The sequence below is a fragment of the Mycolicibacterium novocastrense genome (assembly GCF_001570485.1).
In the GTDB taxonomy this organism is placed as follows: domain Bacteria; phylum Actinomycetota; class Actinomycetes; order Mycobacteriales; family Mycobacteriaceae; genus Mycobacterium; species Mycobacterium novocastrense.
The window spans coordinates 1-7,908 of the sequence record NZ_BCTA01000049.1 but is presented as its reverse complement, the minus strand read 5'-3'; the positions used below and the strand labels follow the sequence as shown (position 1 = coordinate 7,908).

Below are 7,908 nucleotides of genomic sequence, written 5' to 3'. Positions count from 1 at the left end.
CCTCGGCGGCATCGTGAACTACGGTGAGCATGGGCGTACCTTCCCGAACCAGCGCGCCAACGCCGGCTCATGATCGGACCTTCGGATATTCAGATCATCCTCGGGAAGGTGCGCCCACTTTCACGCCCCCACACCGAGGCTCATCCACAGGTTCTGATCATTGCTCGATCACAAACGCACCCGACCAAAGGCAGGGTGATTCAACACAACCAGTCTCTGGACTTTCTGGGACGGCTCATCATGGTTGGTCTTCGTGCGTGCGGATTATGGGCTGGGCGTCGGCATTGGCACAGGCCATTTGGGCCTTCGTGGCCTCGTCATTGAGCTCGGTTGCCGCGTTGTTAAGGGTGTCGCCGTTGCCGTGGAGTCCCATGGCCACGACCAGCTTCGCGGCGCGCAATGACCACGATCGCATCGGATTCGCGATCTCCGGCTGCAGACCGGGCGTCCCCGACGCGCTCAGCGCCTCCGCAACTGATTTCCGCAGCGCGGTTCGACCGTCAACGTTGTCGTTCCTGACTGTCGGATCTTGGTAGTCCACTTGTGCACCATCACCGGCGATCGAATTGGCGAAGTTGTTGTAATACGCGGAGGAGAACCGCACCGCCACGTTGAACCGCCGGCAGGCCACCTTCGCCGGTGCCGCGGCTTCGCCCTCAATGGGCACGCCTACCGGTGCCGGCTCGGGAGCCGGCGGTTCTGTCCGGTCGGGGTCAGCGGATGCAACTGTGGCGCCGCCTACCCCGAGACTGAACGCAATTAGTGACGCAGCCAACGTTCGCGCACTGATACGTGATGACATCATGGATTCCTCCGAGCGTGTGGGCGTGATATCGGGTCAACAAAGTTTTTCACGGCAGCAACAGAACGTGTTGATGCGTGGCATCGTCGGTTCGACGTATGACGGAATCTTGAACGGAATCCAAACACTGGATGCCTACAAGTCGGCCATTCGATGTCCAATGACCGTGAGAACAGAACTGGTGCCACGGACAACCCTGGAATGAGAGACTGGTGCCAGATCGACGATCAAAATCTTGCGTTGTGTGCGGAGCCGCTGAGTAGGAGCCGCTGACTAGATGAGAACAGGGTAAGAAGTGTTGGTCGTCCGTTCACCGTTTGGACACCCAGACCCTAGATCATTCCACGCGTCAGATTCCCGGATACCGACGACGAGAGGCCCAACGCACCATGTTGCATCGCTTTGCCATCCCGGCTGCCGTGTGCCTGCTGATCCCGGCCTGGGCGGTGCCACTCGCGTTCGCGGAACCGGCCGCTGAGCCGCCTGTGCCCCCGGCGCAGCCGCTCGCCAATCCCGTACCGCCCCCGCCAGCCGACGCGGTACCGTCCGGGCCCCCGGGAATTTTGGATACCCCCGACGGCTGGCATGTCGAGGTGTCTGCGATTAACGAGAGCCAGCTGCCCGTTGCCCCGCTGACGACCGCGGTTACGTCGCGCGAATACCTTGTCGGCGGCACATTCATCGGAAAGGTCACTGGCTCGGGCGCAACGGAGCTGAAGGGCGGAACATTGGAGGCCGGGTATCAGATCGGTTGTGGGGTCCTCTTGGATCAAAACAGAATCCAACCCGACGCCGGATTCGGCGTCAACCTACCGGTGCCAGCCGTCGACGCCGGGGCCGGGCTTCGCTATAGAATCAACCTCGCCCCCGGCGAAGTGAAAGTCGCTACCGTCGCCGAGAAGGATTTCGAGGGTACCGAAACTCGGGTCACCGTCACAGGTTTGCGTGTCAACTTCGATCGATGCGCTGGCCAGTCGTTCATACGGTCGTACGCGACACTGACTGTCTCGACCGAGGACACCGAGGATGTCATCACTTATCTCGGTGTCACGAAGGTCGTTTGACGCCAGGTGTTTCGCGGCATTCTCACCACAGGCGAGAACGCGCCGAGATAGCCGCCCCTCGGCATAACCGGCCACGGCGCGAGAATCTGCTGGCGATCGGCGGAACCCCAGGCCCTAGCGGGTGTCGCTGTGGTGAGGGAAGTACCGCCGCTCTGACATTAGCCTCCGTCGCTGGGCCTCGACAATGGCGCGCGTGCCAGCTCCTTTACCGCGCCGCGAAAGGGGTGCAGATGAGTTTCATCCGCAGACCTTCATGTCAGAAGGTGCTCGCCAGCTCGGACATGCTCTCTCGATAGATATCGGGCGTGAACTATTTTCGGCCAGTTAACCTTTTGGACACCTGGTCAACCAATGATTCCACGGGACAGTTTCCGTGATACCGCCCGACGAGAGGCCACAACACACCATGTTGCATCGTTTCGCCATCCTGGCCGCTGTTTGCTTGCTGGCCCCCATGGGCGCGGCATCGCTCGCTTCGGCGGAACCGCCGCCCGGCCCGGGGGTGGCACCGCCGCCGCCGGACACTGGCGCCGTCGCGTCCGGGTCCCCAGGCGTCGCGACGACTCCTGACGGACGGACGTTGACGGTAACCGCGACGAACGAGACCCAGCTGCCGGTGGCACCGCTGACTACCGCGACCTCTTCCCGTGACTACCTCGCGGGTGGCACGTTCACCGGGAAAATTGAGGGTTCGGGTAGCACCGAGCTGGACGGCGGAAAGATGGTGGTGGGGTATCAGATCGGTTGCGGCATCACTCTGGACAAGGTATTCCTGCAGGGCGACGTCGGCCTCGGCGGCATTGACCTGTTCCCCACACCTGAACTCTTCCAGGACGAGATAGAAGTCGGCCTCGACATTGGCGGCTCGTTCGCGGTTAATCTCTCGCCCGGCGAGGTGGAAGACGTCGAGGTGGTCAAGAAAAAGTTCAAGGGCACAACTACGCGCGTCACTCTCAAGGATGTCCACATCACGATCGACGGCTGCGTCGGTCAGTCTTTCTTGCGGTCGTTCGTGATATTGACGAGTTCGACCACGGACACCGACGACATCGTCGCTTACTACGGCGTCACCAAGACCGTCTGACGATCAGACATGGACCTGACATCAGAGGTGGAAGCGTGGGCATCTGAATCGAAGGAGAAGCCGCCCAATGACTGAACAAGATCGCAAGACGGTAGCAAGGGACCTTGCCGCAAGCATCGCGGTAGCTGGCGCACTCGCCGCCGCGGCTGTCATCTCCTCGACACCCGCCGCCGCGGAGCCTCCTCCGTCACCACCTACCGATCCGGCGGTTACCCCACCGCCGTCGGTGTCCGAGGGGCCGCCGGTACCGATCATCGGCATGCCCTTGTCGCAGAATGCCTCCCTCATACCCGCCTTACCCCGCGACCCGGGCGAATACTTGCTGGCCCAGAATCCACTGCCCTCGGCGCCGGGTGGACCGGCAAGCGCGCCGCCGAACCTCCGGGCTTTCAACAACGCCTACTTGCTGCCGCAGTACGAGGAGCCCTCAGCACCCGGCGAGGGAACAACGTTCGACGTAGCGCCGGGTGCTGAGAATGCGGACATCTCCGGCATCGATTACGTCAAGCGGGTGTGGCACCTCTATCAAAACGGCTATCTTAAGGGCTCACTGCTGGGCCAGAGGCCACAGGATCAGCTGGGTGAGCCGCTGCCGGGCACTGCGCCGCCTCCCGGGACCAATATTCCGCCGGGGCTTACGCCGCCCGAGCCGTCCCCGCCACCCGAACTCGTGTCGCCGACGCCGACGCCGACGCCGACGCCGGCGCCAATGCCGCCAGCCAGTTAGCCTCGATGCTTCATGCGTCCAGCGGAACGGGAGGTCGCCTGTGTAGGTGATTTGCTGTTCGTAAGCTCGTCGTCACTTGCCGGTGTGAGTCCGGTTCCGGTAGCTGCCAGGTGGCCCGATAGCAGGCTGGCGGCTTCATCTGGAAACGGGTGGGGTCAAAGCCCAGCGTCAAAGCCCTGCAGAGGGAGCGAGCTGCGCGCTAGATACATTAGTACTTCAGCCTGATGCCGGTGTAGCCGCCGCTGATTCGGGCGACAGATGACCTCGCCGATCAAGGCGATACAATGCAAGTCCGGCGAGCAACCCGATTAGGGCCAGCCCTCCCCATAGTAAAGCGTCCGCTCCAGCGCTGCGCGCGGCTTGAAAAAGCGCGCCGGTGGCCAAATTGCCGACCAGGATGCCCACTCCGACGATGGTGTTGTAAAACCCGTAGTGCGTCGCCACCAGACGGTTACTCGCTAAGGACACCACGGTGTCCATCTCAAAGGGAAAGATCGCCGCCGATCCGACAGCAAGCAGCGCCGCCGACACAAGTAGTGCGACGACTGCGGCGGCCGCCCCTAAGCGCCCGTCGTTCGGTATCAGCAACAGCGGCACGAAGGAGCACGAAAGGATCAGCATGCCGATCGTTAGCGAGCGTCCGGCGCCCCACCGGGCAGCAAACCAGCGCGTGATATGCAGTTGGCCGCCCACCGCGATGAGCCCGGAGAGCACAAATATTGCTGCTACGAGCTGAGCTTCATGTTCGGGCACTAATGCTGCCGCGTGCAACGGCAGGGCCAAATACACCTGGAAGCTCAACACGTACGATCCGATCATCGCCGCGGCGAATCTTAAGAAACATCGGTTGGCTAGCACAATGCGCCAGTTGTCGAGTATGGCCGAATTCTCCACCGGCGAATCGGCGCTGTGTTGCGGTAGAAAGAACAATTGCACAACGGTCAACACGGCAAACACCGCAGCCGCGACTGCAGCTACGATGCGGAAATCAACGACCATCAGAGCCAGCCCTGCTAGCGGTCCCGCGAGAATTCCGGCCTGATAAAACACGTTGAACACGGCGAACGCTTCGACTCTGCGCTGCCCGGAATCGGCCGCCAGGTAAGCACGCACCGCCGGGTTGAAGAGCGCCCCAGCGAATCCCGTCGCCGCGGATGCGATCAATACAGCAGGCAGGGATTGCGCCGTCACTAGCAACCCGAAACCGGCGGTACGTAGTACACATCCGGCAACAATTAGCGGCTTGTAACCAAGCCGGTCGGCAAGCGTACCGCCGATGATGAACATGCCCTGCTGCGAGAAATTTCGCACGCCCAGCACCAGGCCGACGGCCCAGGCCGCCAAGCCCAACGGCCCGGCCAGATAGCCGGCTAAGTATGGCATCAGCATGTAGAAGCCGAGATTGATGCCGAACTGGTTTATCATCAATACTCGGCTGGGCCACCCGAAACTTCTGAATTCTCCGAACACAGCCACCATCAATCGCTTTCCACTGACTCGACCAAGTTACGACTCCGCGTCCATGGTTGGACAACCGCTTCCATGGGATGGGCGATCGAAGCCGTGCCATCGGACGCAAGCCCCCCGAAGATGTCGAAGCTAAGAGTTTCCGTCATCGGCGCCCAGAAACCAGCCGGGAAGGGGTCATGCGAAGCGCTCGGATCGTTATAGCGCAATGGCAGGACACGGTTCATCATCACGTCTCTCTATATCGAAAGCCGCACGTTGTTATGCGGCAACTGACAGCGGGCAACGAAAGCGCCATCGGCCATGCGGCGCGCCCGGCCGAGTCCGGCGCTGCTCGATCAGCGCCGGAAGGCACACAGAAGCGACAACAAACGGCGTCCCGACGCCAAGACGCCTAGCCTGAGCGGGGGACCGCACACCGTCGCTCGGAACTTGTGACGACTGAACGTCCAAGCAGCGGCGCCTGCTACGGCCAACCCGAGTGCCTCAAGTAACGTCGGCACCCGTGGGCTCGCCGCGGTGACAGCGTTATCTGGCAACACTGGCGCTGAGCCTTCGCGGGCATGCGCATGTTCCATTGCAGAAGCCAACTCACCGGCCAAGTTCGTGGTCACTACGTGCGGCGCGTCATCATGGACATTGCCTTGCAATACGAGCGCTGCTGTCCCAACGGAAACAAGCAGCCAGCATATAACGGCGAGCCCAATCGCCCACCTGAGCCGAATCGCCCACCTGAGCCGACCTCGCTCGCTCGCGTCGTTGTGTCTCACGATGTCATTCACTGTAACAGCTCATACCAGTTAGTTAGTTAGCTGAACTCAACTACCTCCGCGCTGTTCCTAATCGGTTGCGAGGGCCCGGTGTCGCGCAACGCCCAGTAGCCAAGGGCGGCGCCAAGGAGGGTGGGAATCACAAGGCTCGCCGCCAGTGCGATCCGGCGGGCGCGTCCGATTCCGGCGCGGCGCAGGGTTGCCACCGCGGCGAAACCCTCCGGCAGGTCGGCAGCAACCTGGCCCAGCGCCAGCAGCAGCCCCAGGGTGGGGTTGAGGACCGTGGCGGTGCCGATCATCACGCCGTCGCTGAACAGGTCCAGCGAGACACCGGAGAAGATGGCCAACGGACCAGTGCGCGCCCCCTTAGCACCGAGGCGGGTCTTGATGTGACCGAGGCCGTGCTCCAGGGCAATAAACGCAGCGCCGCCAGCCGCGAACGCTGTGATCGGTATCCAGGCAGGCGTGCCGGTAAGGGCCTCGGGCATGAGTTCGATCCCGACGACGGCGAAAACGATTCCTGCCGCAAGGTGTAACGCAACGCTGAGGGTTTTTTCCGATACATCTACGAGTTCCGAGGCGAGCCCGCCGACGAAGTTGGCGGCCGCGGGCAGCGCGGCCAGCGCTAGTACGAGGGCGAAGCCATCCACCTGTCCTCCTGCTTGGCGACACCGCGGTGTGCTTCATGGCGCCCTACCGTCGGCCTGCTCGCCCCGAGGTGGGGTTGACCCCTGAAGGTGGACACCTGACTGGTGGGACCGCTGGTCCTGCGGGAAGGTTGTCTGCATGTCGGGCAAGCGTCGGAAGTACACCCCGGAGTTCCGGAAGCAGGCTGCCCGCCTGGTGATCGAAACTGGCCGCCCGGTCGCGCATGTAGCGGCCGAAATCGGTGTTGGTGAACAAGTGCTGGGTCGTTGGGTGCGCCTCGCGAAAGAAGCGGCCTCGGCTGGCGATACTGGTGCGGTGCTCGATGCTGATGAGCGCGCAGAGCTGGAGCGTCTGCGCCGAGAGAACGCCGAATTACGTTTGGACCGTGAGTTTTTGAAAAAAGCCGCGGCCTTCTTCGTCTCCGAGCAGAACCGGTAGAGGCCTACCGGGTGATCGAGGCGGAGAAGGCCACCTACACGGTGTCACGGATGTGCGGGCTGCTGGAGGTGTCGCGCTCAGGGTTCTACAAATGGCGCGCGCGCCGCGACCGGGGACCCACCCCGGCCCAGCGGCGGCGCGCTGCCCTCGACGCCAAGGTGGCGGCCTCGCATGCCGGCTCCGACGGCGTGTACGGGGCGCCCCGCGTCCTCGCCGACCTGCGTGCTAACGGGCATCGCGTGTCGCGCAAGACGGTGGCAGCATCCCTGCGCCGGCAGCGGCTCGCCGGGATCTGCCCGCGCCGCTTCGCCCCCGCCACGACGGTCATCGACTTGGACGCGCCGGTACCGGCCGACCTGGTCAGACGGCGGTTCGACACCGGTGAGCTGGATCGGGTATGGACGTCGGACATCACGTATCTGCGCACCGGTGAGGGCTGGCTGTACCTGTGCGCGGTGCGTGACGGCTGTTCCCGTCGGGTGATCGGCTGGGCGATCGACGAGCACCTTCGCACCGACCTGGTCGAGTCAGCACTATCGATGGCCGTCGCCATGCGCGGTGAACTGGCCGCGGAAGTGATCCTGCACGCCGACCGCGGCTGCCAGTACACCTCCGAGCAGCTGGCCCGGTTCGCTGATCGGCACAACCTGGCCCGCTCTGTCGGCCGCACCGGTGTGTGCTGGGATAACGCCGCAGCCGAATCCTTCTGGGCCACATTGAAAGTCGAGTTCTATGACCGGCATCTATGGCCTAGCCGCGCAACCGCCAAACTCGCCGTCGGCGACTGGATCGAACGGATCTATAACCGCCGCCGACGTTCTCTAGGGTCTCCTCGAGTGTTGCGTGACGTTGCGTAGACCGGCGACACGGACCGGTTCTGCAACAGATCTCCCGGGTTGTGGTGCTCG

The 7,908-nt window shown here is 62.9% G+C and carries 9 protein-coding genes; 5 read left to right on the top strand and 4 right to left on the bottom strand.

Translation table 11 applies throughout. The features are described 5' to 3' along the window. Nucleotides 1-238: 238 nt before the first annotated feature. Entirely contained in the window at nucleotides 239-667 is a 429-nt protein-coding gene (locus RMCN_RS18645) for an Rv2240c family protein (protein ID WP_234787710.1), read from the bottom strand. Between the two features lie 524 nt (nucleotides 668-1,191). Between RMCN_RS18645 and RMCN_RS18640 the strand changes: the two genes are divergently transcribed. From RMCN_RS18640 to RMCN_RS18630, 3 genes are all read left to right on the top strand, one after another. Continuing rightward, nucleotides 1,192-1,866: an MspA family porin gene (locus tag RMCN_RS18640; protein WP_067392313.1), complete on the top strand. Its 675-nt coding sequence runs from the start codon at nucleotides 1,192-1,194 to the stop codon at nucleotides 1,864-1,866. A gap of 406 nt (nucleotides 1,867-2,272) precedes the next feature. Then, the gene (locus tag RMCN_RS18635; protein WP_067392312.1) at nucleotides 2,273-2,950 is read left to right on the top strand and encodes an MspA family porin; all 678 of its coding nucleotides are present in this window, start codon (nucleotides 2,273-2,275) and stop codon (nucleotides 2,948-2,950) included. 67 nt (nucleotides 2,951-3,017) lie between these two features. Next, nucleotides 3,018-3,677, top strand: coding sequence for a hypothetical protein (locus RMCN_RS18630; RefSeq protein ID WP_201028872.1), 660 nt, complete (start codon nucleotides 3,018-3,020; stop codon nucleotides 3,675-3,677). Between the two features lie 216 nt (nucleotides 3,678-3,893). Here RMCN_RS18630 and RMCN_RS18625 read toward each other — a convergent pair whose 3' ends face one another. From RMCN_RS18625 to RMCN_RS18615, 3 genes are all read right to left on the bottom strand, one after another. Then, the gene (locus RMCN_RS18625) at nucleotides 3,894-5,156 is read right to left on the bottom strand and encodes an MFS transporter (RefSeq protein ID WP_067392309.1); all 1,263 of its coding nucleotides are present in this window, start codon (nucleotides 5,154-5,156) and stop codon (nucleotides 3,894-3,896) included. A 326-nt stretch (nucleotides 5,157-5,482) separates the two neighbouring features. After that, nucleotides 5,483-5,914, bottom strand: a complete 432-nt coding sequence (gene lpqS, locus RMCN_RS32220) for a putative copper homeostasis (lipo)protein LpqS (protein WP_457920657.1) — start codon at nucleotides 5,912-5,914, stop codon at nucleotides 5,483-5,485. Nucleotides 5,915-5,952: 38 nt separating this feature from the next. Beyond that, nucleotides 5,953-6,564: a ZIP family metal transporter gene (locus tag RMCN_RS18615; RefSeq protein WP_067392293.1), complete on the bottom strand. Its 612-nt coding sequence runs from the start codon at nucleotides 6,562-6,564 to the stop codon at nucleotides 5,953-5,955. 136 nt (nucleotides 6,565-6,700) lie between these two features. On the opposite strand from RMCN_RS18615, the gene RMCN_RS18610 reads away from it, so the two are divergent. After that, a complete protein-coding gene (locus tag RMCN_RS18610; RefSeq protein ID WP_067392290.1) occupies nucleotides 6,701-7,000 on the top strand; it encodes a transposase in 300 nt (99 codons plus the stop codon). 11 nt (nucleotides 7,001-7,011) lie between these two features. Further along, complete coding sequence (locus RMCN_RS18605; RefSeq protein WP_110765877.1) at nucleotides 7,012-7,857, top strand: IS3 family transposase; 846 nt, start codon at nucleotides 7,012-7,014, stop codon at nucleotides 7,855-7,857. The last annotated feature ends 51 nt before the right edge of the window (nucleotides 7,858-7,908 follow it).